The 24932-nt window shown below is 64.6% G+C and carries 25 protein-coding genes; 12 read left to right on the top strand and 13 right to left on the bottom strand.

Annotated features, from left to right (window positions below; all coding sequences use genetic code 11):
* Window positions 1–15: 15 nt before the first annotated feature.
* The 5 genes from KY465_RS16765 to gatB all read right to left on the bottom strand — a co-directional run bounded on the left by KY465_RS16765 (window position 16) and on the right by gatB (window position 3689).
* Entirely contained in the window at window positions 16–531 is a 516-nt protein-coding gene (locus tag KY465_RS16765) for a DUF2155 domain-containing protein (RefSeq protein WP_219203229.1), read from the bottom strand.
* Window positions 532–706: 175 nt separating this feature from the next.
* Entirely contained in the window at window positions 707–1105 is a 399-nt protein-coding gene (locus KY465_RS16760) for an NADH:ubiquinone oxidoreductase subunit NDUFA12 (RefSeq protein ID WP_219203228.1), read from the bottom strand.
* 131 nt (window positions 1106–1236) lie between these two features.
* A complete protein-coding gene (locus KY465_RS16755; RefSeq protein ID WP_219203227.1) occupies window positions 1237–1617 on the bottom strand; it encodes a DUF427 domain-containing protein in 381 nt (126 codons plus the stop codon).
* 30 nt (window positions 1618–1647) lie between these two features.
* Window positions 1648–2181 carry a GNAT family N-acetyltransferase gene (locus tag KY465_RS16750; protein WP_219203333.1) on the bottom strand — a complete coding sequence of 178 codons (534 nt, stop codon included), beginning with the start codon at window positions 2179–2181 and terminating at the stop codon, window positions 1648–1650.
* Window positions 2181–3689: an Asp-tRNA(Asn)/Glu-tRNA(Gln) amidotransferase subunit GatB gene (gene gatB / locus KY465_RS16745; protein ID WP_219203226.1), complete on the bottom strand. Its 1509-nt coding sequence runs from the start codon at window positions 3687–3689 to the stop codon at window positions 2181–2183. Before gatB ends, KY465_RS16750 begins: the two co-directional genes overlap by 1 nt.
* A gap of 163 nt (window positions 3690–3852) precedes the next feature.
* On the opposite strand from gatB, the gene KY465_RS16740 reads away from it, so the two are divergent.
* Window positions 3853–5046: a GGDEF domain-containing protein gene (locus KY465_RS16740; RefSeq protein ID WP_219203225.1), complete on the top strand. Its 1194-nt coding sequence runs from the start codon at window positions 3853–3855 to the stop codon at window positions 5044–5046.
* 21 nt (window positions 5047–5067) lie between these two features.
* Here KY465_RS16740 and KY465_RS16735 read toward each other — a convergent pair whose 3' ends face one another.
* The 5 genes from KY465_RS16735 to KY465_RS16715 all read right to left on the bottom strand — a co-directional run bounded on the left by KY465_RS16735 (window position 5068) and on the right by KY465_RS16715 (window position 8845).
* Window positions 5068–5610, bottom strand: a complete 543-nt coding sequence (locus KY465_RS16735) for a GNAT family N-acetyltransferase (protein ID WP_219203224.1) — start codon at window positions 5608–5610, stop codon at window positions 5068–5070.
* A gap of 153 nt (window positions 5611–5763) precedes the next feature.
* Window positions 5764–7245, bottom strand: a complete 1482-nt coding sequence (gene gatA / locus KY465_RS16730; protein ID WP_219203223.1) for an Asp-tRNA(Asn)/Glu-tRNA(Gln) amidotransferase subunit GatA — start codon at window positions 7243–7245, stop codon at window positions 5764–5766.
* The gene (locus KY465_RS16725) at window positions 7245–7727 is read right to left on the bottom strand and encodes a GNAT family N-acetyltransferase (RefSeq protein WP_346432659.1); all 483 of its coding nucleotides are present in this window, start codon (window positions 7725–7727) and stop codon (window positions 7245–7247) included. Before KY465_RS16725 ends, gatA begins: the two co-directional genes overlap by 1 nt.
* 2 nt (window positions 7728–7729) lie before the next feature.
* Window positions 7730–8017, bottom strand: coding sequence for an Asp-tRNA(Asn)/Glu-tRNA(Gln) amidotransferase subunit GatC (gene gatC / locus KY465_RS16720; protein ID WP_219203222.1), 288 nt, complete (start codon window positions 8015–8017; stop codon window positions 7730–7732).
* A 120-nt stretch (window positions 8018–8137) separates the two neighbouring features.
* Entirely contained in the window at window positions 8138–8845 is a 708-nt protein-coding gene (locus tag KY465_RS16715; RefSeq protein WP_219203221.1) for a metal-dependent hydrolase, read from the bottom strand.
* A 127-nt stretch (window positions 8846–8972) separates the two neighbouring features.
* Here KY465_RS16715 and ruvX point away from each other — a divergent pair, with 127 nt between their 5' ends.
* Window positions 8973–9455, top strand: coding sequence for a Holliday junction resolvase RuvX (gene ruvX, locus KY465_RS16710; protein ID WP_219203220.1), 483 nt, complete (start codon window positions 8973–8975; stop codon window positions 9453–9455).
* On the opposite strand, the gene KY465_RS16705 is transcribed toward ruvX, so the two are convergent.
* The gene (locus KY465_RS16705) at window positions 9452–9760 is read right to left on the bottom strand and encodes a DUF6105 family protein (protein WP_219203219.1); all 309 of its coding nucleotides are present in this window, start codon (window positions 9758–9760) and stop codon (window positions 9452–9454) included. The two genes, ruvX and KY465_RS16705, sit on opposite strands and share 4 nt — an antisense overlap.
* 289 nt (window positions 9761–10049) lie before the next feature.
* On the opposite strand from KY465_RS16705, the gene KY465_RS16700 reads away from it, so the two are divergent.
* Window positions 10050–10979 (top strand): AEC family transporter, encoded by a 930-nt coding sequence (locus KY465_RS16700; protein WP_219203218.1) that lies wholly within the window; start codon window positions 10050–10052, stop codon window positions 10977–10979.
* A gap of 21 nt (window positions 10980–11000) precedes the next feature.
* On the opposite strand, the gene KY465_RS16695 is transcribed toward KY465_RS16700, so the two are convergent.
* A complete protein-coding gene (locus KY465_RS16695) occupies window positions 11001–12653 on the bottom strand; it encodes an acyl-CoA dehydrogenase family protein (RefSeq protein WP_219203217.1) in 1653 nt (550 codons plus the stop codon).
* 148 nt (window positions 12654–12801) lie between these two features.
* Between KY465_RS16695 and KY465_RS16690 the strand changes: the two genes are divergently transcribed.
* The 4 genes from KY465_RS16690 to dprA are packed head-to-tail and all read left to right on the top strand — an operon-like array spanning window position 12802 to window position 16887.
* Complete coding sequence (locus tag KY465_RS16690) at window positions 12802–13752, top strand: aspartate carbamoyltransferase catalytic subunit (protein ID WP_219203216.1); 951 nt, start codon at window positions 12802–12804, stop codon at window positions 13750–13752.
* The gene (locus KY465_RS16685) at window positions 13749–15053 is read left to right on the top strand and encodes a dihydroorotase (RefSeq protein WP_219203215.1); all 1305 of its coding nucleotides are present in this window, start codon (window positions 13749–13751) and stop codon (window positions 15051–15053) included. The genes KY465_RS16690 and KY465_RS16685 overlap by 4 nt, the downstream gene beginning before the upstream one ends.
* 47 nt (window positions 15054–15100) lie before the next feature.
* The gene (gene plsY / locus KY465_RS16680; RefSeq protein ID WP_219203214.1) at window positions 15101–15745 is read left to right on the top strand and encodes a glycerol-3-phosphate 1-O-acyltransferase PlsY; all 645 of its coding nucleotides are present in this window, start codon (window positions 15101–15103) and stop codon (window positions 15743–15745) included.
* Window positions 15742–16887, top strand: coding sequence for a DNA-processing protein DprA (gene dprA, locus KY465_RS16675; protein ID WP_219203213.1), 1146 nt, complete (start codon window positions 15742–15744; stop codon window positions 16885–16887). The genes plsY and dprA overlap by 4 nt, the downstream gene beginning before the upstream one ends.
* A gap of 3 nt (window positions 16888–16890) precedes the next feature.
* Here the strand turns inward: dprA and KY465_RS16670 are convergent, their stop codons facing one another.
* Entirely contained in the window at window positions 16891–17097 is a 207-nt protein-coding gene (locus KY465_RS16670; RefSeq protein WP_219203212.1) for a hypothetical protein, read from the bottom strand.
* 249 nt (window positions 17098–17346) lie between these two features.
* On the opposite strand from KY465_RS16670, the gene topA reads away from it, so the two are divergent.
* From topA to KY465_RS16645, 5 genes are all read left to right on the top strand, one after another.
* A complete protein-coding gene (gene topA / locus KY465_RS16665; RefSeq protein WP_219203211.1) occupies window positions 17347–19986 on the top strand; it encodes a type I DNA topoisomerase in 2640 nt (879 codons plus the stop codon).
* A gap of 65 nt (window positions 19987–20051) precedes the next feature.
* Window positions 20052–22382: a ribonuclease R gene (rnr, locus tag KY465_RS16660; RefSeq protein ID WP_219203210.1), complete on the top strand. Its 2331-nt coding sequence runs from the start codon at window positions 20052–20054 to the stop codon at window positions 22380–22382.
* 45 nt (window positions 22383–22427) lie between these two features.
* Complete coding sequence (locus KY465_RS16655; protein WP_219203209.1) at window positions 22428–22892, top strand: DUF983 domain-containing protein; 465 nt, start codon at window positions 22428–22430, stop codon at window positions 22890–22892.
* On the top strand, window positions 22889–23596 hold the full coding sequence (locus KY465_RS16650; RefSeq protein ID WP_219203208.1) for an NUDIX domain-containing protein: 708 nt from the start codon (window positions 22889–22891) through the stop codon (window positions 23594–23596). The genes KY465_RS16655 and KY465_RS16650 overlap by 4 nt, the downstream gene beginning before the upstream one ends.
* A 107-nt stretch (window positions 23597–23703) precedes the next feature.
* Complete coding sequence (locus KY465_RS16645; protein WP_219203207.1) at window positions 23704–24894, top strand: MFS transporter; 1191 nt, start codon at window positions 23704–23706, stop codon at window positions 24892–24894.
* The last annotated feature ends 38 nt before the right edge of the window (window positions 24895–24932 follow it).

Raw genomic sequence — 24932 nt, 5'->3', positions numbered from 1 at the left:
GTCGCGCGCGGAGAGTCAGCCGCCGGCTGGTTCGGCTGCCCCGCCGTCCGTCGCGGCGCCATCGGTCTCCGGCTGCGTGTCGGTCTGCGCGTCAGTCTGCACCTCGGCCTCCGGCATGCCATCGGGCGGCGGTACGTTCGACTGCTGCTTGCAGTCCTTCAGCCAGACATCATAGACCGGATGATCGACGGCGTTCAGGCCCGGGGAATCGGCAAACATCCAGCCGGTGAAGATACGGCGGATCTTGCGATCGAGGGTGATCTCGTCGACCTCGACGAATGTGTCGGTCTTCGGCGCCTCGGTCTGGTCGCGGCTGTAGCACACGCGCGGCGTGACCTGCAGGGCGCCAAATTGCACCGTCTCGTCGATATAGACATCAAAGGTCGTGATGCGGCCGGTGATCTTGTCGATGCCGGAAAATTCGGCCACCGGGTTCTCGATGCGGGCGGCCTGCGACGCGCCGAAGGGCAGCACCGCCGACAACAGCAGGCTCGCGGCGATCAGAGCGGGTGAAGAAGCCTTGCTAATCATGTCCTGTGACCTGCTGTCTGTTCGCTATTGCCAAGCCGAAACACTCGCCGAGGCTCCGGATGCGCGTCGGGACCTGCGGTATCGCCCGCCCCGCACATGCATGCCCGCAAGAGGGACACAGCCGGTGTAAACCACCGAAATGTGACCATCCGGTGCCCGTCATAGTGCCAAGAGCTCAGGATTTCGGGGTCCAGGCGTCGTAATCGCCGGTCACGCGCGGGCGTTCGCCGGCACGCAGGATCGAACCGCGCGGCCGATAGGCCAGCGGCGTGCCGGTCATGTTGCGCAGATGCGGCAATTGCCAGGGTTTTTCGGCGTAATCTTCCGAAGGAGGGGCGATGTCGGTGCGGTGATGGATCCAGCCGTGCCAGCCCGGCGGTATCGTGGTCGGGTCGGAGTAGCCGGCATAGACCACCCAGCGGCGGGTGCGGCCTTCGGAATCGGTGCCGCCCTCATAATAGACATTGCCGAACATGTCCGAGCCGACACGGGTGCCGTTGCGCCAGGTGTGGAAACGGGTGCCGATCGTGGTTCCGTTCCACCAGGTGAAGAGTTGCAGAAAGAAAGACTTCATGGCGGCATTGCTCGCAGTTGCTAGGCTCGTGGTTGGCTTGCTCGTGGTTGGCCGGCTTTTCCTGCTTATGGCGCGCTGGCGGGGGCTTGTCCAGACCGCCGTCAGTGCCAAGCCGGTTTATTCGCCAGTCGCTACAGATTGTCGCCGGTCAGAGTGATCGTGACCTCGCGCGGATCGAAGGCGACGAGATCGGCAAGAACGCCGGCGCCCGGCAGTGGCCGATCATAGCGCCAGGCGATTTCGCTGCCGGCATAGGAGAGATAGCTGGCGTCGCCCTTGAGAGGACAGTGGGTCGATTTGCCCGCGACCGGATCAAGCCTCACCGCGAGCGCTGCGGCGGGCAGATAGAGCATCGGATCGTAGATATCGTGGCCCGTCTCAAGCAGCCAGCAGGCGTTGGCCGATTCGGCCAGCACCACGCCGGAGCGAGAGATGCTGACAACGCCGGCGACCGGTTTGAGGCGCATGAAATGCGCTTCATTGTCCGGATTGTGAATGGTCTTGCGGTGCATGGCGTGCGCCTCCCTGGCGAAGAGATGGCGTCAGACGCCGACAAGTCCAGAGGCATCCGGGCCGGCGGGCAGTTCCTTCTCCATCAGGATCGCCGGTATGCCGGAGCCGGGCGTGCCGCAATCGTCGATCCGGCCCGCCTCGGTCATGCCGACGCCACGATAAAAGGCGATGGCCTGGCCGTTGTTCGGATCCACTTCAACCACGAGGCGCCTGGCGCCGGGAAAGCAGGTCTCGATATCGGCGAATAGATCGCGGCCGATGCCCTGGCGCTGGTGACCGGGATGAACGTAAAGCTGGTGCAGCCGGATGGTCTTGATGTCATCCTGGCCGCTCATTGTCGCATAGGCCATGCCGCCGAGTTCGGTACCGTCATCGGCGATGAGATACTCGCCCTCAGGGCGGGCGAGATGCTCGCGAATGCGCTCTGGCGCATGCCATGCGGCGATCAGCTCCTCGACCTTTTGCGGGCCGTAGAGCGACGTATAGGTGGCGCGCCAGGTCACAGCGAGCAATGCCGCGATGGCGCCAACATCGCGCTCGGAAGCGGTGCGAACGAAAAAGATCAGTCTTCCTCCACGATCCCGAGCTTGTCGCGCACGATCTGCTGCACGGCCTGCGGATTGGCCTTGCCTCCGGTGGCCTTCATCACCTGCCCGACGAACCAGCCGGCAAGCTTGGGCTTGGCGCGCGCCTTCTCGACCTGGTCGGGATTGGCGGCGATCACCTCATCGACCGCCTTCTCGATGGCGCCGGTGTCGGTGACCTGCTTCATGCCGCGTGTTTCGACCAGCTCCTTCGGGTCGCCGCCTTCGGTCCAGACGATTTCAAACAGATCCTTGGCGATCTTGCCGGAAATCGTGCCGTCCTTGACGAGATCGAGAATGCCGCCAAGCTGGGCCGGGGAAACGGGAGTCTCCTCAATGGGTTTGCCGGATTTGTTCAAGGCGCCCAGGAGGTCGTTGATGACCCAGTTGGCGGCCGCCTTGCCGTCGCGGCCCGCGGCCACCTTCTCGAAGTAATCGGCAATCGCTTCATCGGAGACGAGGATCGATGCGTCATAGACCGACAGGCCGAGATCGGAAATCAGGCGCTGGCGCTTTTCGTCCGGCAGTTCCGGCAGGCCGGCGGCGAGTTCCTCGATAAACGCGTCGTCGAATTCGAGCGGCAGCAGGTCGGGATCGGGGAAATAGCGGTAATCGTGGGCGTCTTCCTTGGAGCGCATCGAGCGGGTCTCGCCCTTGCCCGGATCAAACAGGCGGGTCTCCTGATCGATGCTGCCGCCATCCTCGAGAATGGCGATCTGGCGGCGCGCTTCCGAATCGATCGCCTGACCGACGAAGCGGATCGAATTGACGTTCTTGATCTCGCAGCGGGTGCCGAACCCCTCGCCCGGACGGCGCACCGAGACATTGACGTCGGCGCGCATCGAGCCTTCATCCATGTTGCCGTCGCAGGTGCCGAGATAGCGCAGGATCGAGCGCAGCTTGGTGACATAGGCCTTGGCTTCGTCGGCGGAGCGCATGTCGGGCTTGGAAACAATCTCCATCAGCGCCACGCCGGAGCGGTTGAGATCGACATAGGACATCGAGGGATGCTGGTCGTGCATCGACTTGCCGGCATCCTGCTCAAGATGCAGGCGTTCGATACCGATCTCGATATCCTCGAAATTGCCCTGCCGATCGGGGCCGACCGAAATGAGGATCATGCCCTCGCCGACAATCGGGTCCTTGAACTGCGAGATCTGGTAGCCCTGCGGCAGGTCCGGATAGAAATAGTTCTTGCGATCAAACACCGAGCGCTTGTTGATCTTGGCTTTCAGGCCCAGGCCGGTGCGCACCGCCTGGCGGACACATTCGGCGTTGATCACCGGCAGCATGCCCGGCATCGCCGCATCGACGAGCGAGACATTGGCATTGGGCGCGGCGCCAAATTCGGTCGAGGCGCCGGAAAACAGCTTGGCGGCGCTGGTCACCTGTGCATGGACCTCCAGCCCGATGATCACCTCCCAGTCACCGGTGGCTCCGGCAACAAGGCGCTTGGGGTCGGGCGTGCGGGTATCGACTATCGTCACAGAAAACCTCGGTCGTCGGACATGGGGAAAGCAGGCCTTCTAATGCCGCCTTCTGCTGTGGCGGTCAAGCGAGCGACAAAATAAGAAAAATTACTGGTAAGTTGAGGGGTTTTTAAGCCTCTCCCCCTAGGCTCACGACCAACATGAGCAACAGGGCGGCGCATTGGACAATCTCTCGATCTATCAGCTGTTGCCGCCGGCGATCGGCATTGCGCTGACGCTGAGCTTTCTCGGTCTGTACCGCTGGAACCGGCAGCCGGCAGCGCTTGTCTTCACCATTGCCTATGCCAGCGGGGTCACGGCGCTGATCCTCGACGTGCAGCGCCAGACGATCGACAATATTCCTTTGTCGTTCACCATCCACTTTTTCTACCTCTCGGCGCTCAGCCTGATCGTCATCGGCCTGGCGCTGATGATGAAGCGGCGCATCCCCTATGCGGCGATCCTGACGGTGGTCAGCCTGGCCTTCGCCGGCGTGGCGGTCTTCTGGTTCCTGGAGCCGAATATCAACATGCGGGCCGTGGTGATGAGTTTCGCACCGGGAACGCTGTACGTGCTCGCCCTGACCCTCATACCGCGCGGCGCCACGGCAAAGATCAATCACGTGCTGTTCTGGATCATCGCCGCCGTCGCGCTGCAGAATTTTCTGCGCGGCACGGCCGTTCTGTTTGTTGCCGGCGTCTCGCTGTCACCGGAAACCTATGCGGATTCCGCGCTTTCCGGCCTTCTTCACGTGATGGGCACACTGGCGGGCCTGTCGATTGCCATGTGTGTCTTCACGGCGATCTGGACCGACCGGCTGGATGATCTGCAACAGCAGGCCAACACCGACAAGCTGAGCGGCCTTTTGAACCGGCGCGGCCTGGAGATGGAGGCCGCCCGCTGTCTCGTCGCGAATGCGGGTTCAAACCGGCCGGTCTCGCTGGTGCTTTGCGATCTCGACCATTTCAAGCAGGTCAATGACCGCTTCGGTCATGCGGCCGGCGATCGGGTGATCCGCGGGTTCGGCAAGGTGCTGCAGGCGGCGGTTCCGGAGGGGGGCGTGGTCGGGCGGATCGGCGGTGAGGAATTCTGCATCCTGCTGCCCGGCGCCAACCAGGCGATGGCGCGCCTGACGGCGGAAGCCATCCGCACCGGCTTTGCCGCCCGGCTGTTCCGGTTTGGCAAGGAAGAGCAGTTTTTCACGGCGAGCTTCGGCGTCGCAGAGCTGCAAGCCGATGAGACCTATGAGGGGCTCCTGGCGCGCGCCGATGCGGCAATCTACCGGGCCAAGTCGAAAGGCCGCAATCGCACCGTGGTCGTTGCGGCAGCCCTCGAGCCTGAGCCACAAGGCAGCAGCGTGGCGGAGCACGGCTGACGGCCTTGATATCCGGCGGGTTCAGTCGCCACCCAGGCCATACAGGCCGTCATCCGGCGCCTCGATCCGGGCGGCATCATAGCCGTCGAAATGTTTGATCATCTCGACCTTGTCGATGTCGCGATCAAGCGGCGGCGAATAGGCCACCACATAGGCCCGAACCTGATAGCCAAGTTGCTTGTAAAGCTTGATGGCGCCAGCGTTGCGGGCATGGGTCTCAAGGCGCGCATGGTGATAATTGCGGCCGGCGACCTGCTGTTCGAGACGGCCGAGAAGCCGCGTGCCGATGCCCCGTCCCTGATAAGGGGGCAGAACCCATAGATCGGTGATGACGTCGTCGGCCTTCTCACAGGCGCCCCAGCCGACGGCCTCGCCCTCCCACTCGGCAACGAGAATGTCCGGCCATTGCCGGCCACAGAAATCGGCATAGGCCTTGCTGGCATTGTCGCGCATGCTCTCGCCATCCTCGCCCCAGCCGGCGATCGCCATTTCCCAGGCGCGCAGACCGATGTCGGACAGGCGGGCAATGTCCGCCGAGCGCGCAGGACGCAGTGAAAGCATCATCCGACTCCCCATGCCCTCTCCAGGACCCTGGCGCCATGGCGCCGTTGGCCGAGTGTCCGGCAAAAAGGCAGCGCCGGCAAGCCGGGGCGTTGATCAATGGGGAACCGTGATCAGGCCGAGCCGCATCGGTCCCCGGCCCGGCGGATGATCAGATCACCACCAGCGGGTCGGCTCGAAGCGCCCGGCGGCCTGTTCGATGACATGCGCGGTGCGAAACAGGGTTTCCTCGTCGAACGGCCGGCCGATCAGCTGCAGGCCGAGCGGCAGACCCTGATGGTCGAGGCCGGCGGGAACGGAAATGCCGGGCAGACCAGCCATGTTGACCGTGACGGTGAAGATGTCATTGAGATACATTTTCACCGGGTCCGACTTCATGGCGCTGTCGCCGATGGGAAATGCCGAGGACGGCGTTGCCGGGGTCAGAATGGCGTCTACACCGGCATTGAAGGCGGTTTCGAAATCACGCTTGATCAGGGTGCGCACTTTCTGGGCGCGCAGATAATAGGCGTCGTAATAACCGGCCGAAAGAACATAGGTGCCGATCATGATGCGGCGCTTGACCTCATCGCCAAATCCTTCGGCGCGGGTGTTCTCGTACATTTCGAGAATGTCCTTGCCGGGCACGCGCAGGCCGTAGCGCACGCCGTCATAGCGCGCCAGGTTGGACGAGGCTTCCGCCGGTGCGACGATATAATAGGCCGGCAGCGCGTAGCGCGTGTTGGGCAGCTCGATATCGACAATCTCGGCGCCGGCGTCCTTCAGCCAGGCAATGCCCTGATGCCAGAGCGTCTCGATCTCCTCGGGCATGGCATCGACGCGGTATTCCTTGGGAATGCCGATCTTCAGCCCCTTGACCGATTGGCCGAGCGCTGCGGCGTAGTCCGGCACCGGCTTGTCAACGCAGGTGGTGTCCTTGTCGTCAACCGAAGCCATGGAGGTGAGCATCAGGGCTGCATCGCGCACGTCGCGGGTGATCGGACCGGCCTGATCGAGCGAGGAGGCAAAGGCGGCGATGCCCCAGCGCGAACAGCGCCCATAGGTCGGCTTGATGCCGACGGTGCCGGTGAAGGCGGCGGGCTGGCGGATCGATCCGCCGGTGTCGGTGGCCGTTGCGGCAACGCAGAGACCGGCCGCCACCGCTGCCGCCGAGCCACCGGAGGAGCCGCCGGGCACAAGATTTTCCTGCGATCCCTCGGCGCGCCACGGATTGACCGCCGGCCCGTAGTAGGAGTTTTCGTTGGACGAGCCCATGGCGAACTCGTCCATGTTCAATTTGCCGAGCATGACGGCGCCATCGGCCCACAGATTGGCTGTAACGGTGGATTCGTAGCGCGGCTCGAAGCCAACGAGAATGTGCGAGCAGGCCTGGGTGTGGATGCCTTCGGTGGCGAACAGATCCTTGATGCCGAGCGGGATGCCCTCCAGACGCCCCGCCTCACCCCTGGCGATGCGCTCATCGGACTGTTTGGCCATGGCACGGGCCTTGTCGGCGCTGACGGCGACATAGGCGTTCAGGGCGCCATTGGCAGCCTCGATGGCCCCGATATAGGCCTCGGTCAGCTCGGCGCTCGAGAGTGCGCCCTTGTCCATCTGGTCCCGCGCTTCGGCGATGGTGAGACGTGTCAGTTCAGTCATTACACGAGCTTCTTTTCATAAAATCGGGAATAGCCGGAATCGGGATAGTCGAGAAATGCGCCGCATTTTTCATAGCCGCCGCGTTCGTAAAGCCGCCAGGCCGCCTCGAACCCCGGCGCCTCGCCGGTCTCGAGCTTGAGCGCGGACAGACCGCGCTGGCGGGCGCGTTCCTCGATCCGCGCCAGCAACGCCGCGCCGATGCGGGTGCCGCGCAGTTCGGGAAGGGTATACATGCGCTTGACCTCGCCGAAACCCTGATGTTCGCGCAGCGCCCCCATGCCGACCGCCTTGCCGGCGGCATCGCGGGCAACGAACAGGGTCAGATCCGGATTGTCCATCTCGTCAACGGTGAGCTGAAACTGAAACTGCCGCGGCGTCAGCGGGATCATATAGGCGTTGAGCGCCGCCACCAGCGCGCGGATCTCGTCCTGCAGCGGCGATTCGATGGCGATGGTCACGGGCTCGGCGGCGAGGTCGACCACGACTACTCCACCACCTTGGGAACGAGGAAGAAACTGCCGGTCGTCTCGGGTGCATTGGCGACGATGTCGTCTGCCTTGGCGCCGTCGGTGACCTGATCCCTACGCATTTTGATGGTCATCGGCATCACCGACGTCATCGGTTCGACGCCATCGACATCGACTTCCGAAAGCTGCTCGACAAAACCGAGAATGGTGTTGAGCTCACCCTCCATGCGCGCCGCATCCTCATCGGTGACGGTGATACGGGCGAGCCGGGCAACGCGCTTGACGGTGGTCTGGTCAACGGACATGGGATACCTGATCGGAGTGTTGGATTTGCTGGACAGGGCCATAGCAAGCGCGCTCGGCAAGAGCAAGCCGGTGCACCGGCCGGGCGCGGCGCGCACCGGCAGGCCCGAGGCCGGAACGCGCTAGAGCTGGCGCATCTCACCGGGCTTGGGCACCGCGACGATGCCGCGGTCGCCTTCCATCGCTTCAACAAACACATCCGCTGTCTGATCGATGATCGGAAACGAGCCGTAATGGCAGGGAAAGATGCTGGAGAAGGAAAAATAGCGCTGGCAGGCCAGTGCGGCGATGGCGCCTCCCATGGTGAAGCGGTCGCCGATCGGCACCAGGCCGACCTCCGGCTTGTGCAATTCGTTGATCAGCTGCATGTCGGAAAAGATATCGGTGTCGCCCATGTGCAAAAGGGTCGGCTCCTCGGCGAAATGCAGCATCAGGCCATTGGCGTTGCCGAGGGCATGTGACACGCCGTCCTCGGTGATGAAGGCGGAGGAATGCTTGGCATCGACAAAGGTGGCGGAAAAGTCGCCAAGCGAGATGGTGCCGCCGGTGTTGCCGGGCTCGAGCTTCCCGACGCCGCGATTGGCGCCGAGCCAGGCGGCGAGATCGGCATTGGCGAGGACGACGGCGCCGGTCTCCCGGGCGATGTCGGCGGTGTCACCGATGTGATCGGCATGGCCATGGGTGAGCAGGATATGCGTGACGTCCTTGGCCGCATCCTTGCGATCGAGCCCCTCGAAACCGGGATTGCCGGAGAAAAACGGATCGATCAGGATGGTGGATTTTGCGGTCTCGATGCGAAAGGCGGCATGGCCCAGCCAGGTGATCTTCATGATGTCTCCAGTTCAAATGGTCGCTTGTCGCGCAAGCCGTCCGGCATTTGCCGGCACGCTTGTTCTCGCTTTTGTCGACATGAAAGTCTAAAGGCGGTCGGCAAGAGTTGAAACCGGAAAAACCGCCATGCCTGTCGTCGAGCTTGAGGATCTGCCGCAGCACACACAGCCGGGCACGCCACTTGCCGGGCTTGATCTGGGAACCCAGACCATCGGCCTGGCGATTTCGGATCTGTCGCGACGCCTGGCCAATCCGCGTCCGGTGATCCGCCGCAAGAAATTCACCTTCGATGCGGCGGCGCTGCTTGCGGCGCTCGATGCCGAGAAGGTCAGCGGCGTGATCATCGGCCTGCCGCTGAACATGGATGGCAGCGCCGGGCCGCGCGCCCAGGCGACCCGCGCCTTCGTGCGCAACATGGCTGAGAAGACCGCCCTGCCCTTCGCATTCTGGGATGAAAGACTGTCGACCGTGGCGGCTGAACGGGCGCTGATCGGTATGGATGTGTCGCGCAAGAAGCGTGCGGCGCGCATCGATTCGGCGGCGGCGGCCTTCATTCTGCAAGGGGCGCTTGACCGGCTGGCCGGTCTGAACGCCGCGGACCGCTCCTAGCCGGCGTCGGGATCGGTGCGCGTCCGGCCAAAGGTCGCCTTCAGCCAGGCATAGATGGCGCGGCGATGCCGGCGGAGATAGACGAAGCCGAAGAGCACCAGAGAATCGATGATGATCGCCTTGAGCACCAGCGGCGGGATCGACTCGGGCGCCATGCCGAGGATCTCGCCGTAGATCGCAAAGACCAGATCATGCAGGTCACGCGACAGGATGCGGGTGCCGAAGCTGATGTCGTAATAGGACAAGCCGTACCAGGAGCCGAGAAGGAACAAGGGCGCGGCCCACATGCCGAGAAGCCATTTCATGTCCGGCCCGCCCGGCGCTCAGCCTCGCAGGCGATGATTTTGCCGTCCGGGAGGACAGATCGATGCGGGCAAAACATGGCCCGGATGGCGCGCTGAACTGACATTTCGATTTCAATTTCCCTGTTGCGTTCACCATGTCTGGCCATGCCTGTTAACGCAATCCTAAGACTTTGTTAGGGTTAACGGCGGCTTCAAAAAGGCCGTGAAACCGAGTTGCGTGCCCCATCCAGCTTGTCTGCGTGCATCCCGATCCTTATGACGTGGCGTCCGTTCCCGACGAGGCTTTCCCTTGCTGCCCATCTTCGAAAGCATATTGCCCATCTTTCTGCTCGTCGTTGCCGGCGCGGTGTTCAAGCGGATGCCGCTGCTCGATGCCGGGCTGTGGCCGGGTCTGGAAACCTTCGGCTATTACATTCTGTTCCCAGCGCTGTTGTTCCTGACCCTCGGCAATGCCGATTTCTCCGGCCTGTCGCTGAATGCGATCGGGATGACGGCGCTGCTCGCCGTGTTCGTCATGTTTGCCCTCTGCCTGGCCCTCTACCCGCTCCTCGATAAAGCCGGCTACTCGAATGCGTCGTTCACCTCGGTGTTCCAGACGGCGACGCGCTGGAACGGTTTCGTGGCCCTGGCGATCGCCGAGCGCTACGCGGGGACCGGGGCACTGGCGATTGTCGCGCTGGTGATGGCGGTCAACATCCTGCCGCTGAACGTGACGAATGTCGGCGTGTTGCTGTGGTTCAACGGCGGACCGCGACATCTGGGCGCCTTCGCCGTGAAGACGGCCACCAATCCGCTGATTCTGGGCTGCCTGGCGGGCCTGGCCTTGCAGGCCATGCCGTTCCGGCTGTATCTGCCGCTGGAGCAGGCGATCGATCTTCTGGCCCGCTCGGCGCTCGGGCTCGGGCTGGTGATGGTCGGTGCGGGGCTGCGGCTCAGCGATGCGCTGCGGCCGGGATTGCTGGTGCTTCTGTCCAGCGGCCTGAAGCTGATCGCCATGCCGCTGATGATGATCGGCTTCGGCCTCCTGTTCGGCCTGTCCGGGCAGGTGCTGGCGCTGATGGCGATCTGCGGCGCCGTGCCGACGGCGATGAACGGCTTTCTGCTGGCCCGGCAATTGGGGGGCGACGCGCCGCTCTACGCGGCGGTGGCGACCTTGCAGACCGCGGCCTCGTTCCTGACGATCCCGGCGGCGATCGCCCTTGCCGAATGGCTGGGCTGACCGGCCCCGGCGCGCGAGGGCTCAATCCACCGGCGGATACAGCACGTCGATGATGCGGTTGGCGTCAAAGCGGGCGTCGAGCATGCCGTAGGTGGCGCGCCAGGCGCCGCCAAGGCGGGTTTCGACAAAGGCTTCGGCGATCATCCCCGCGCCGAGGCGGGTCAATTCGGCGCCGGCGGCGGCGAGAGCCAATTGCTCGGTCAACATGCGGCCGCCGGCCTCATCGGTCTCGCTGACGGCCATGCAGGCCTTCAGGACATCGACAGTGCGCGAGCCCGCAGGGCCGAGATCCTCGGACAGTCCGGCAAGCACGACATCGAACAGCTCCGGCCCGCGCGCCAGGACGCGCAGCACGTCGAGCGCCATGACATTGCCCGAGCCTTCCCAAATGGCGTTGACGGGCGCCTCGCGGTAGTGGCGTGCCAGCGGCCGTTCCTCGATATAGCCATTGCCGCCAAGGCACTCCATCGCCTCGTAGATCACCGAGGGGGCGATCTTGCAGACCCAGTATTTGACCACCGGGGTCATCAGGCGCGCGAAAGCCGCTTCGGCCGGGTCCTCGTGCGCCTTGTCGAAGGCGCGGGCCAGACGCATGGAGAGCGCGGCTGCGGCGGCGACATCAAGCGTGAGATCGGCAAGGACGCGTGTCATCAGCGGCTGATCGACCAGCTTCTTGCCAAAGACCACGCGGTGGCGGCAGTGATGCACAGCTTCCGCAAGGCTGGCGCGCATCATGCCGGCCGAACCGAGGGAACAGTCGAGCCGCGTCAGCGTGACCATGTCGAGAATGGTGCGAATGCCCTTGCCTTCCTCGCCGAGCAGAAAGCCGAACGTGTCGGAAAACTCGACCTCGGCGGAGGCATTCGAGCGGTTGCCGAGCTTGTCTTTCAGCCTCTGGAAGCGCAGTCCGTTGCGGCTGCCATCCTCGAGAATGCGCGGCACGAGGAAACAGCTGATCTCCTCGCCGGTGCGCGCCAGCATGACAAAGGCATCCGACATCGGCGCCGAGAGAAACCACTTGTCGCCGGCAAGGCGGTAAATCCCCTCGCCGACCTTCTCGCCGGTCGAACGGTTGGTGCGCACATCGGTGCCGCCCTGCCTTTCGGTCATGCCCATGCCGATCGTCACGCCGGACTTCTGCATCGCCGGCTTCTGAGCCGAATCGTATTTGCGCGACACGATCTTCGGCAGCCATGTCTTTTCGACGCGCGGCGATGCCATGATGGCGGCGACCGCGGCATTGGTCATGGTCAGCGGACACAGATGCCCGCTTTCAAGGCCGGCGGTGAGAAAGAAGCGCAGGGCGCGCGCCTGGTGCGCCACTCCGCGCTCGGCGGGGATGTCCTCCCACACCGAGCCCTGCAGGCCGATCGAAGACGAGCGGCGCATCAGCGCATGATAGGCGGGATGGAACTCGACCAGATCGAGGCGGTCGCCGGACGGACCGAGGGTGCGCAATTCCGGCTCCGAGCGGTTGGCGATGCGTGCCAGGTCGTGGGCTTCGGCAGAGGCGACGAAGCGCCCGGTCGCCTCGAAATCGGCACGCAGGGCACGCGGCATGGCGTCGGCGATGTCGCGCAGCAGCGGATCGACGAGAAAAGCGTTGTGCCCGGCAAAGGGCGGCGACTGGTTGTGGGCATCGGCCGCGGGGCGGCCTTTCGGGTGTGCGCTCATGCATCATCCCTAGAGGGATTCGGCGCATTTTGCATGCCCGATCGCATCATTTCATGTGGGCGAAAGCGATTTTGCGAATCAGCGTGGCTTGCTCTCTTGCCCGGCTGTTCTTATGAACGGCGCACTGTCAGGAGCCGCGTGGAGCCCCATGGTCTTTCCCCATCGCCACCTACTGGGAATCAAGGAACTGTCCGAGCCGGACATTCTCCACCTTCTCGACCGTGCCGACGCGGCGGTGCAGATCTCGCGCCGCGAAGACAAGAAAACCGCGACACTGCGCGGGCGCACGCAGATCAACCTGTTCTTCGAATCCTCCACCCGCACCCAGGCCTCTTTCGAACTGGCGGGAAAGCGCCTTGGCGCCGATGTGATGAACATGGCGGTGGCCAATTCGAGCGTGAAGAAGGGGGAAACCCTGATCGACACGGCGATGACCTTGAACGCCATGCGCCCGGACATCCTGATCGTCCGGCACGGCTCGGCCGGCGCCGTGGCGCTGCTGGCGCAGAAGGTCGAATGCGCGGTGGTCAATGCCGGCGACGGGGCGCATGAGCATCCGACCCAGGCGCTGCTCGACGCGCTGACGATCCGCCGCAACAAGGGCCGGCTCGGACGGCTGATCGTGGCGATCTGCGGCGATGTGCTGCATTCGCGCGTGGCGCGCTCGAACATCATTCTGCTCAATGCGATGGGGGCGCGGGTGCGGGTCGTGGCGCCCTCGACGCTGCTGCCGGCGGGGATCGCGCAGATGGGAGTCGAGGTGTTTCACCGCATGGAGGACGGGCTGAGGGATGCAGATGTGGTGATGATGCTGCGCCTGCAGCGCGAACGCATGGAGGGCGCCTTCGTGCCATCAGTGCGAGAGTATTTCCGCCATTACGGGCTGGATGCGGCCAAGCTGGCGCTGGCGCGCCCGGATGCGCTGGTGATGCATCCCGGGCCGATGAACCGCGGTGTCGAGATCGCGTCGGATATCGCCGACGGACCGCAGAGCGTGATCGAGAGCCAGGTCGAGATGGGCGTGGCGGTGCGCATGGCGGTGATGGAAACGCTGATGGCGGCGCGCGACACCGATCCGGTTGCGGAGGGAACCTCGTGACGCGCCGCCTCCTCACCAACGCCCGCATCATCGATCCCTCGCAGGGCATGGATGAGACCGGGGCCGTGCTGATCATCGATGGACAGATCGCGGCGATCGGCGCGAACGCGGCTGCGACAGCGCCAGAGGGGATCGATACCGAGGATCTGGGCGGCCTTATTGTGGTGCCGGGGCTGGTCGATACCTGCGTGCATATCGGCGAGCCGGGAGGCGAACACCGCGAGACGATTGCTTCGGCGAGCCGTGCGGCGGCGCGCGGCGGGGTGACCAGCCTGATCATGATGCCGGACACCGATCCGGTGATCGATGATGTCAGCCTCGTCGATTTCGTGCAGCGCGCGGCGCGCGATGAGGCGATTGTCTCCGTCTATCCGGCAGCGGCGCTGACCAAGGGGCTGCGCGGCGAGCAGATGACCGAGTTCGGCCTGCTGCTCGATGCCGGCGCGGTGATGCTGAGCAATGGGCGCGAGACCGTCAAGGACACGCTGATGATGCGGCGGGCGATGACCTATGCGCGCGATTTCGGGGCCGTGGTCGCCTGCGCCACGCAGGACAGCTATCTGAGCAGCGGCGGGGTGATGAATGAGGGACTGTTTGCCAGCTGGCTCGGCCTGCCCGGCATTCCGCGCGAAGCGGAGATCATCGCGCTGGAGCGCGATCTGCGGCTGGCGGCACTGACCGGGGCGCGCTACCACGCATTGAAGCTGTCGGTGCCGGAATCGGCGGCGGCGGTGCGCTCGTCCAAGGCCGCGGGACACGCGGTGACCGCCGGCATTTCGATCAATCACCTGACCCTGAACGAAACCGATATCGGCGAGTACCGCACCTTCTTCCGGCTGTCGCCGCCCCTGCGCAGCGAGGATGACCGGCGCGCCATGGCGGCGGCGGTGGCGGACGGGACAATCGATGTCATCTCGTCGTCGCACGACCCGCAGGATGTCGACACCAAACGGTTGCCGTTTGCCGATGCGGCGAACGGCGCGATCGGGCTCGAGACCTTGCTGGCGGCGGCGTTGCGGCTTTATCATTCCGGCGATGTCCCGCTGGCGCGGCTGATCGAGGCGCTGTCGTGCCGGCCGGCAGAGATCTTCGGCCTGCCCGGCGGCACGCTGAAGGTGGGAGCGGCCGCGGATCTGGCGATCATCGATCCGGACTACCCCTGGATGCTGTCGAAGGATGACATCGTTTCGCGCTCTAAGAACTCGGCCTTCGAGGATGCGCGCTTTTCCGGCAAGGTCTTGCAAACTCTGGTTGCAGGTGCGAGTGTTTATCGCGCTGATGAGGGTCTGCCAGGACGGTGATCGGCTGTTGCCGATCCTTGCCGTGACCCATCAGGAGGAGCAGTTACGTGCCTGAATATGTCGACTGGTCAGACCCCAACACGATCTACGCCCTGCTGCTCGGCTATCTGCTCGGCTCGATCCCGTTCGGGCTGATCCTGACGCAGATGGCCGGCCTTGGCGATGTGCGCAAGATCGGTTCGGGCAATATCGGCGCCACCAATGTGCTGCGCACCGGCAACCGCAAGCTGGCGGCGATGGTTCTTCTCGGCGACGCGCTGAAGGGCACGCTGGCGGTGCTGGCGGCGCGCTGGCTGTTTGGCGTCGAAGCCTCGCTGGTTGCGGGCTTTGCGGCATTTCTCGGCCATCTCTACCCGGTCTGGCTGAAGTTCAAGGGCGGCAAGGGCGTAGCCACCTATCTCGGCGTTCTGCTGGCGGCGGCGCCGCTTTTCGTGCTTGTCTTCGCCGCCGTGTGGCTGGGTATGGCCAAGCTGTTTCGCTATTCGTCGCTGGCGGCACTGGCTGCCGCGGTGGCGGTGCCAGCGGCGCTCTGGCTGGCGCGGCTTGATGCGGTGGCGGCGCTGTTCACCGCCCTTTCGCTGATCACGATCCTCAAGCACCACAGCAATATTGCGCGTCTGATGGCCGGCACGGAAAGCCGGATCGGCAGCAAGGCCAAGGATGGCGCCGACGAGCGCAACAGCGGCGCATGACCGGGACGGGCGGGCCCGGCGTTCGTCTGAGCGAACGCCAGCGCCTCGCCTGGCTGCGCCTGATCCGCTCGGACAATGTCGGGCCGGCAACCTTCCGCGACCTGATCAATCATTTCGGTTCCGCCGAGCGGGCCATCGCGCATCTGCCTGAATTGTCGCAACGCGGCGGTGCGCGGCGGCAGATCCGCATCGCCACGCCAGCGCAGGCGGAAGCCGAGCTCGCCGCAGCGGCGCGCTTCGGCGCGGTGTTTGTCGGCATCGGCGAACCGGATTATCCCGCTGCGCTGCGGCGCATTGACGGCGCTCCGCCTTTGATCGCCGCGATCGGCGACCTGCGCGTCGCGCATGGGCCGGCCGTCGGCATTGTCGGATCCCGCAACGCCTCGATCTCCGGAACCAAATTTGCCACCCGGCTGGCACGCGAGATCGGCGCCGCCGGGTATCGGATCGTCTCCGGCCTGGCGCGTGGCATCGATGCGGCGGCGCACGAGGCCAGCCTGGACACCGGCACCATCGCGGCGATGGCCGGCGGGCTGGACCGCCCCTACCCGCCGGAAAATCTCGATCTGTACGAGCGCATCCGCGAGGGGGCGGGTCTGGCGCTGTCCGAGATGCCGATGGGGTGGGAGCCGCGGGCGCGCGACTTTCCCCGCCGCAACCGGCTGATTGCCGGCATCTCGCTCGGGGTCGTGGTGATCGAGGCGGCGGCCCGTTCGGGATCGCTGATCACTGCGCGCCGGGCCAATGATTTCGGACGCCTGGTTTTCGCAGTCCCCGGTTCGCCGCTCGATCCACGCGCCGCCGGCACCAATGGTCTGCTCAAGGAAGGCGCCATTCTGACCACCCGGGCCGCCGATGTGCTCGACGCCCTGGCGCCGATCTCACGCATCGCGCCGGACGACGAACCGCTTATCGAGGAGCCCGACGAGGGCGCAACCCCGGACTGGGATCCACCCCGCGATGACGAGCGGGCGCGAGTTGCCGGCGCGCTTGGCCCCTCGCCGGTCGAGATCGACGATATCATTCGCCACTGCGGGCTGCCGGCGGCGACCGTGCATTACATCCTTCTGGAGCTGGATCTGGCCGGACGTCTCGATCGCCATCCCGGCGGCATGGTGTCGCTGGGCAGCGGCGAGACCTGACACTCAGCTGCGGCGCGCCGGTGCCGGCCGCAAGCGTGTTTGCAAAACATCCTCGGCCTCGAGATAGGCCATTTCGATCAGGTAGCAAAGCATCTCGGCCTTTTCCCGCTCCGCGACCAGGCGCAACTCGGCCAGCATCTGCCGGATGAAGGCGATATTCTGACCGCTCTCAGCTGATTGGGAAGCGCCGTTTTCGGATCGATGGGCCATGTTGCTCCTCGCTGCCTAGGCCGTGACGAGGACGGCGCGGGGCCGGCCCGGCGTGACCAAACGCAAGATAGAACATTTATCTTTAATTGCAATAGAGTTGCATAATCGTTTTAGTTGTATTGACGTGTGAAATGGCCTGATTTCGGCACCGGGCCTTGACCAAACTCTTTTCGGTGTCCATTTCGTTGCCCCTGCGCCGGGGAGTTTTGAGCAGCCGGGACGGCGCATCGCTGAAATCTGGATGAAATAATGAACGTCGTCGTTGTCGAATCGCCTGCAAAAGCCAAGACAATCAACAAGTATCTGGGCCCGGACTACAAGGTTCTCGCCTCGTTCGGTCATATCCGCGACCTGCCGGCGAAGGATGGCTCGGTGCTGCCGGACGAAGATTTCGAGATGTCGTGGGACATGGACGCGGCTTCGAAGAAACGTCTGAAAGACATTTCCGACGCGCTCAAATCGTCCGATGCGCTGTTCCTGGCGACTGACCCGGACCGCGAGGGCGAAGCGATTTCCTGGCATGTGCTCGAGGTTCTCAACAAGAAGAAGGCGCTGAAGGACAAGTCGGTCAAGCGCGTCGTCTTCAACGCCATCACCAAGAAGTCGGTGCTCGACGCGATGGCCAATCCGCGCGACATCGACGGGCCGCTTGTCGATGCCTATCTGGCACGCCGGGCGCTTGACTACCTGGTCGGATTCAATCTCTCGCCGGTCTTGTGGCGCAAGTTGCCGGGTGCGCGCTCGGCCGGCCGCGTGCAGTCGGTGGCGCTGCGGCTGATCTGCGACCGCGAGGACGAGATCGAGCGCTTCATCAGTGAAGAATACTGGCAGATTGCCGCCGACATGCAGACGCCGCGCGGCGATGCCTTCGTGGCCCGCCTGACCGCCCATAACGGCAAGAAGCTGCAGAAGATGTCGATCACCGACGGTGATCAGGCCAATGCCATCAAGACGATGCTGGATCAGGCCAGCTTCAGCGCCGAGAGCGTCGAAGCCAAGCCGACACGCCGCAATCCGGCGCCGCCCTTCACCACGTCGACGCTGCAGCAGGCCGCCTCCTCCAAGCTCGGTTTCAACGCCTCGCGCACCATGCAGGTGGCGCAGAAACTCTATGAAGGCATCGACATCGGCGGCGAAACAGTTGGTCTGATCACCTATATGCGTACCGACGGCGTGCAGATGGCCGGCGAAGCGATCGATGCGGCGCGCGAAGAGATCGGCAGCCGCTTCGGCGCGCGGTATCGGCCGGAAAAGCCGCGCTTTTATTCGTCAAAGGCAAAGAATGCCCAGGAGGCGCACGAGGCGGTGCGCCCGACCGCCTTCGATCGCGCCCCCGAGGATGTGCGGCGTTATCTCGATGGCGATCAGCTGAAATTGTATGATCTGATCTGGAAGCGGGCGATTGCCAGCCAGATGGCCTCGGCGGAGATCGAGCGGACGACGGTTGACATTCGTGCCGTGCATGGCGGCGAGGAAGCAACCCTGCGTGCCACCGGCTCGGTGGTGCGTTTTGACGGGTTCATCGCCGCCTACACCGATGCCAAGGAAGATGGCGAGCAGAGCGATGACGGCGATGACGAGGGTCGTTTGCCGGAGATCAACCAGGGTGAAGCGCTGACCCGCGAGCAGATCAAGGCCAGCCAGCATTTCACGGAACCGCCGCCGCGCTATTCGGAAGCGTCGCTGATCCGCAAGATGGAAGAGCTCGGCATCGGCCGTCCGTCGACCTATGCCTCGACGCTGAAGACGCTGAGCGACCGCGAATACATGCAGGTCGACAAGCGCAAGCTGATCCCCGAGCCGAAAGGCCGGCTGGTGACGGCGTTCCTGGAAAATTTCTTCGATCGCTATATCGAGTTCGATTTCACTGCCGATCTGGAGTCCAAGCTCGACCGCATCTCCGCCGGCGAGTTGAAGTGGAAGGATGTGTTGCGCGAATTCTGGACCGAATTTCATGCGCATATCGACGAAACCAAGGATCTGCGGGTCTCGGAGGTGCTTGATGCGCTGAATGAGCATCTGGCTCCGCTGGTGTTCCCGAAGCGCGAGGACGGCGCCGACCCGCGCATCTGCCCGACCTGCGGTGTCGGAAAGCTGTCGCTGAAACTGGGCAAATACGGCGCCTTCGTCGGCTGCTCCAACTATCCCGACTGCAACTTCACCCGGCAACTGACCTCGGATCCGAATGGCCAGGACCAGGCCGCGGCCTCGAACGAGCCGGTCGATCTGGGCAAGGATCCGCATACGGGCGAGCCGATGACGCTGCGCAACGGACGGTTCGGACCCTATGTTCAGCGTGGCGAGGGCAAGGAAGCCAAGCGCGCCAGCCTGCCGAAGGGCTGGGCGCCGCAGACGATCGATCACGAGAAGGCACTGGCCCTTTTGCAGTTGCCGCGTGATGTCGGTCAGCATCCGGAAAGCGGCAAGATGATTTCGGCCGGCATCGGCCGGTACGGGCCCTTCGTGCTGCATGATGGCGTCTACGCCAATCTCGAGAGCGTCGAGGATGTGTTTTCGATCGGCCTGAACCGGGCCGTGACACTGATCGCCGAGAAACAGGCGAAAGGGGGCGGCCGCGGCCGCGCCACGCCGACCGCCCTGAAGCAGCTCGGCGACCACCCGGATGGCGGTGCCGTCACGGTGCGTGACGGCCGCTACGGCCCCTATGTCAACTGGGGCAAGATCAACGCCACGCTGCCGAAGGACCTGGCGCCGCAGGATGTGAGCATGGAACGTGCTCTGGAACTGATCGCGGCGAAGGCCGGCAGCAAGAAGGGCAAGGCGAAGGCGACCAAGAAGACAACCAAGTCGACCAAGGCCAAGACGTCGTCTGCGGCGGCCAAGTCCAGCAAGCCGGCCAAGAGTGCGGCCGCCGGCGACAAGGCCTGATCTTGGCGCGCGGTCCGACGAAAAGCGGCAAGGATGCCCGCGGCAAGGCGGGGACAAAGAAGCCCGTGGGCAAGACCAGGGCGAACCCTGCACGGGGGGCGGGCGACGGGCCGCGGCGCGGCGAGCTGCCGGACCGGGAGACGATCCTGCGCTTCATCAGCGAAAACCCGGACCAGGCCTCGAAGCGCGATGTTGCCAAGGCGTTTGGCCTGAAGGGGGATGCGCGCGTTGCCTTGAAGCAGATGTTGCGCGCTCTTGAAGATGAAGGCCTGATCGAGCGGCATCGCAAGCTGCTGACGCGCCCGGGCGCCCTGCCCGCCGTCACCGTGCTCGAGATCACCATGCGCAGCCCCGATGGCGAGCTGATCGCCCGTCCCGCCGAGTGGCCCGAAGAGGGCGGCGTGGCGCCGGCGGTGACGGTACGGCAATCGTCCGATACCGGCGCACGCGGGCGGGGCAAGGGAAAATCCGCCAGCGCAGCAGCCGGTCTGGGCGACCGCGTCCTGGCGCGGATCTTTCCGGCCAAATCGGCCACCGGCCCGGCCTATGCGGCGCGCGTGATGAAGATCCTCGACAAGCGCGGCGGCCTGCAGCTCGGCGTCCTGCGCGAGACGCCCGAGGGTGGCCGCTTGATGCCGATCGACCGGCGCGGCGACGAATTTCAGGTGGCGCCGGGAGAGATCGGCGAAGCCAAGGACGGAGACCTGGTCGAGTTCGAACCGGTGCGGCATGGCCGCATGGGGCTGCCGCAGGCGAGGATTTCCAACGTCCTCGGGCATGTCTCCGGCGAAAAGGCGATCTCGATGATCGCCATCCATGCGCATGGTATTCCGCATGTCTTCCCCGAGGACGTGCTGGCCGAGGCAAAGACGGCAGAGCCGTTCTCCGCCGATGCCGATGGCCGCGAAGACTGGCGCGACGTACCGCTGATCACCATCGATCCGGCCGATGCGAAGGATCATGATGATGCGGTGTTCGCCGAAGCGGATCCTTCCGATGACAATCCCGGCGGCGTCATCGTCACGGTGGCGATCGCCGATGTCAGCTGGTATGTGCGGCCGGGCAGCGCCATGGACCGCGAGGCCCTGAGGCGCGGCAATTCGGCCTATTTTCCGGACCGCGTCGTGCCGATGCTGCCCGAACGGATTTCCAACGATCTGTGTTCGCTGCGCGAAGGCGAGGCGCGCCCGGCGCTGGCGGTGAAGATGCGCTTCAACGGGGAAGGCCGCAAGGTCGGGCATCGCTTCCACCGGGTGAGCATGCGCAGCGCGGCGAAGCTGTCCTACCAGCAGGCACAGGCGGCGATTGACGGCAAACCGGATGACCAGAGCGGCCCTCTGCTCGAGCCGGTGCTCAAACCCTTGTGGCATGCCTATGGCATCCTTTTGCGCGGCCGGACGCGGCGCCAGCCGCTGGAACTGGATCTGCCGGAGCGCAAGATCGTGCTCGACGCCGAGGGGCGCGTTGCCGACGTCATCGTTCCGGCGCGGCTTGATGCGCACAAGCTGATCGAGGAATTCATGATCCAGGCCAATGTCGCGGCCGCGGAAACACTCGAACAGCGCAAGCAGCCGCTGATCTACCGCGTCCACGACACGCCGTCGCTGGCCAAGCAGGAGGTGCTGCGCGAGTTTCTCGGCACGCTCGGGTTGTCCTTGTCGCGCGGCAATGTGCGGGCCAATTCGTTCAACGGCGTGCTCGAGCAATCGCGTGACAAGCCCTATGAGACGATGGTTAGCGAGATGGTGCTGCGCAGCCAGAGCCAGGCGGTGTATCAGCCGGAGAATATCGGCCATTTCGGGCTGAACCTGCAGCGCTATGCGCATTTCACCTCGCCGATTCGCCGCTATGCGGATCTGATCGTGCACCGGGCCCTGGTCGGGGCGCTGCGACTCGGCCAGGGCGGCATCACCCCGCAGGAGGAAGGCGCGCTGGAGGACATCGCCGCCGAAATCTCGACCTTCGAGCGGCGCGCCATGGTGGCCGAACGCGAGACGGTGGACCGGCTGATCGCGCATCATCTGGCCGAGCGCCAGGGCGAGACATTCTCCGGGCAGATCTCGGGGGTGACCAAGGCCGGCCTGTTCATCAAGCTCAAGGATCTCGGCGCCGACGGCTTCGTGCCGATCTCGACACTGGGGCAGGAATATTTCATCTATGACGAAGCGCATCAGGCGATTGTCGGCGAAAAATCCGGTCTCGGCTTCCGCCTGGGCGACGATGTCGATGTGCGACTTGTTGAAGCAGTTCCGCTTGCGGGCGCATTAAGGTTTGAAATTCTTGGTGAAGGTCGCCAAATGCCAAGTGCGACGCGCTCTTACCACAAGTCGGGACGGGCCCGGCGCAGCTCTGGCAAACGGCCGGGCACCCGGCCGCCGCGCGGACGCCGGACCTGAACAGCTCACGCAGCGCAGCGACGCGCTGGCACGGAGGACAACCACATGCAGCATTTTGGCGCCGAGGCGAAGGATTCCAGCGCGGACGAGACTGCATCGGGCACCGGGCGTGCCGTCAAGCGGGGTCTGTTGTGCCGCTGTCCGGCCTGTGGCGAGGGGCGGCTGTTCAGGGCTTATCTCAAGCCCGTCGACACCTGCAGCGTGTGCAAGGAAGACATGCATCATCAGCGGGCCGATGATTTTCCCGCCTACCTGTCGATCTTCATCGTCGGGCACATCGTCGTGGCCGCCTACATGGCGGTCGAGCAGGCGGTCAGCCTGGCTATGTGGCAGCACATGGCGATCTGGATTCCGCTCACGGGCGTCCTGAGCCTGGCACTGCTGCAGCCGCTGAAGGGCGGTGTGATCGGACTGCAATGGGCCTTGAAGATGCATGGTTTCGGCGGCGTCGATGAGGACGCGGCAGCGGCGGCGGCCCTTTCCGAGCGTGGTGATCAGCCGGGCCGATGAGCGGCGAATTGACCGATCTCGGACCATCGCGCGTTCTTCTTGACGATGACGAGATCCACCCGACCCTGACCCCGCGCGACGCGGCGTCGCTGATCCTGATCGACCGCAGCCGGGGGCAGCCGCGCGTGCTGGTCGGCAAGCGCGCCCGGGCGCATGTCTTCATGCCCGATCTCTACGTCTTTCCCGGCGGGCGACGCGATCCCGGCGACGGCCGCCGGGCGGTGGCAGCGCCTCTCAAGGCGCCGGTTCTGGAGCGGCTGATGGCGCGTACGACGTCACGGTTCCTGCCCTCGACGGCACGCGCTCTGGCGGTGGCGGCGGCGCGTGAATTGGAAGAGGAAGTGGCGCTGTCGCTCAACCCGTCGCACGAGGTGAGCGGATTTCGCCCGGACCTGTCGCAATTGCGCTACGTGGCACGTGCCACCACGCCGCCCGGTCGCAACCGCCGCTACGACACGCGATTCTTTGCCTGCTTTACCGACGAGGTGGCCGCCGATTGCGACGCCGCGCGCGCCAGCGAGGAGCTGATCGACCTGTTCTGGCTGCCGCTGGACAGGCTCGATGCCGTGCCGCTGCCGCCGATCACCGAGACCATTCTGGACGATCTGTGCCGCAGCCTTGCCGCCGATCCGAACCTGCCGTTCGGCGCGCCGGTGCCCTATTATTATACCCGCAACAACCGGTCGCTGCGCGAGATAATCTGACGGGGCCGGAGCGCATGCGGTGTCGCGACCGCGGCGGACCGGGCGAACCCGCTGATGAGCCCCGCTTATTCTGTTGAATTTGCCAGTAGGTTGGTTCAAAGAGCAGCATGTCCGCTGTCCCTCCCCCCCATTCCTGTCCCGTGCCGCGCGAGGATATTCACTGGAAGGCCCTGATCGCGGCGGTGGCATCGATCAGCGCCGTGGGTCTGGCAATGGGTCTGGGACTGCCGCTGCTCAGCATCATCCTGGAAAAGCGCGGCATCTCATCGACGATGATCGGGCTGAACACGGCCATGGCGGGGGTGGCGGCAATGGCCGCGGCGCCGCTGACCACCGCCTGCGCCAAGCGGCTTTCGGTGGTCACCACGATGATCCTGGCGATCATCGCGGCGGCGGTCAGCGCGCTCGGTTTCTATTTTGCCGAAGCCTTCTGGATGTGGTTTCCACTGCGCATCGTTTTTCACGGCGCCGTCACCATGCTGTTCATCCTGTCGGAGTTCTGGATCAACACCGCGGCGCCGCCGCACCGGCGCGGCTTCGTGCTCGGCATCTATGCGGCGACCCTGTCGCTGGGATTTGCCGGCGGGCCGCTGATCTTTTCGCTGCTCGGCAGCGATGGCATCGCTCCCTTCGCGGTCGGTGCCGCGGTGATCCTGCTGGCGGCCATCCCGATCCTGTGGGCGCGGGCGGAAAATCCGGTGATCGAGACCCGGCCGAACCACTCCTTCATGCGCTACATCTTTCTGGTGCCGACGGCGACGGCGGCGGTGTTCGTTTTCGGCGCCGTCGAATCAGGCGGGCTGGCGCTGTTTCCGATCTATGCCAACCGCACCGGCTTCAGCGAATCGCAAGGGGCGATCCTGCTGTCGATGATCGGGCTGGGCAATGTCATCTTCCAGGTGCCGATGGGAATGCTTGCCGATCGCACCGGCAATCGCCGGGCGCTCTTGTCGATCGTCGCGGTCATCGGTCTGGTCGGATCACTGGCCCTGCCCTGGCTGATCGGCAACTGGCTGCTTGCCGGGGGCATTCTCCTGTTGTGGGGCGGCTGCGTTGCCGGCCTGTACACCATCGGGCTGGCGCATCTCGGCGAGCGCCTGCACGGCGCCGATCTGGCGGCGGCCAACGCCGCGTTCGTCTTCTGCTATGCGCTGGGCACGCTGGTCGGCCCGCAGACCATCGGCGTGGCGATCGATGTGGCCGGCAGCCACGGATTTGCCTGGGCGCTGGCCTTCTTTTTCGGCCTTTATGTTCTGCTGGCGCTGGGGCGCATGCTGTTCGCTCCGAAACAGGCTTGACTTTTGACCGGCAATTTGTAGGTTCCGCCCACGTTTAG

Origin of the sequence: Neohoeflea coraliihabitans, assembly GCF_019334345.1 — a bacterium.
GTDB lineage: Bacteria > Pseudomonadota > Alphaproteobacteria > Rhizobiales > Rhizobiaceae > Pseudohoeflea > Pseudohoeflea coraliihabitans.
This window is presented reverse-complemented; position numbering and strand designations above follow the sequence as displayed.

Bases quoted from the DNA above. Each gene is read 5' to 3' on its own strand.
- dprA (WP_219203213.1), top strand. From the start codon at position 15,742: ATGACCGGGACGGGCGGGCCCGGCGTTCGTCTGAGCGAACGCCAGCGC.
- gatA (WP_219203223.1), bottom strand. From the start codon at position 7,245: ATGACTGAACTGACACGTCTCACCATCGCCGAAGCGCGGGACCAGATG.
- KY465_RS16735 (WP_219203224.1), bottom strand. From the start codon at position 5,610: ATGATGCTTTCACTGCGTCCTGCGCGCTCGGCGGACATTGCCCGCCTG.
- KY465_RS16650 (WP_219203208.1), top strand. From the start codon at position 22,889: ATGAGCGGCGAATTGACCGATCTCGGACCATCGCGCGTTCTTCTTGAC.
- topA (WP_219203211.1), top strand. From the start codon at position 17,347: ATGAACGTCGTCGTTGTCGAATCGCCTGCAAAAGCCAAGACAATCAAC.
- KY465_RS16705 (WP_219203219.1), bottom strand. From the start codon at position 9,760: ATGAAATGGCTTCTCGGCATGTGGGCCGCGCCCTTGTTCCTTCTCGGC.
- KY465_RS16645 (WP_219203207.1), top strand. From the start codon at position 23,704: ATGTCCGCTGTCCCTCCCCCCCATTCCTGTCCCGTGCCGCGCGAGGAT.
- KY465_RS16670 (WP_219203212.1), bottom strand. From the start codon at position 17,097: ATGGCCCATCGATCCGAAAACGGCGCTTCCCAATCAGCTGAGAGCGGT.
- KY465_RS16690 (WP_219203216.1), top strand. From the start codon at position 12,802: ATGGTCTTTCCCCATCGCCACCTACTGGGAATCAAGGAACTGTCCGAG.
- KY465_RS16760 (WP_219203228.1), bottom strand. From the start codon at position 1,105: ATGAAGTCTTTCTTTCTGCAACTCTTCACCTGGTGGAACGGAACCACG.
- ruvX (WP_219203220.1), top strand. From the start codon at position 8,973: ATGCCTGTCGTCGAGCTTGAGGATCTGCCGCAGCACACACAGCCGGGC.
- gatC (WP_219203222.1), bottom strand. From the start codon at position 8,017: ATGTCCGTTGACCAGACCACCGTCAAGCGCGTTGCCCGGCTCGCCCGT.
- KY465_RS16655 (WP_219203209.1), top strand. From the start codon at position 22,428: ATGCAGCATTTTGGCGCCGAGGCGAAGGATTCCAGCGCGGACGAGACT.
- KY465_RS16715 (WP_219203221.1), bottom strand. From the start codon at position 8,845: ATGAAGATCACCTGGCTGGGCCATGCCGCCTTTCGCATCGAGACCGCA.
- KY465_RS16755 (WP_219203227.1), bottom strand. From the start codon at position 1,617: ATGCACCGCAAGACCATTCACAATCCGGACAATGAAGCGCATTTCATG.
- KY465_RS16765 (WP_219203229.1), bottom strand. From the start codon at position 531: ATGATTAGCAAGGCTTCTTCACCCGCTCTGATCGCCGCGAGCCTGCTG.
- KY465_RS16695 (WP_219203217.1), bottom strand. From the start codon at position 12,653: ATGAGCGCACACCCGAAAGGCCGCCCCGCGGCCGATGCCCACAACCAG.